Source organism: Aeromonas intestinalis (genome assembly GCF_054052485.1).
In genome coordinates this window covers 1-231 of the sequence record NZ_JBSTYK010000055.1, presented here as the reverse complement: position 1 = coordinate 231, position 231 = coordinate 1, and the positions used below count along the sequence as shown (strand labels likewise).

Annotated in this window: 1 protein-coding gene; it reads left to right on the top strand. The window is 63.2% G+C overall.

Going from position 1 to position 231, the window contains the following annotated elements; all coding sequences use genetic code 11:
- Positions 1 to 231: hypothetical protein (locus ACW5W7_RS21375; protein WP_456503009.1), on the top strand; the 231-nt coding region annotated here is incomplete at both ends.

Here is a 231-nt window from a genome sequence, read left to right as displayed (position 1 = left end):
AGCTGGATCACCAGGGCAGCGAGTCACTGGATCTGCCGCTCACCGTGACCCTGAGCGACAAGGACGGGGACAGCGTCTCCACCGACTTGCCGCTCACCGTGAAGGATGGTCATGCACCCGGCTTCGTGGCAGGCACCGGGGTCAATCTGGATGAGCGCGCGCTCGATGGCAGCAATGCCTTGACCGGTACCGGTCATTTCGAGATTAACGCCGGGTCTGATCGGGTGCAGG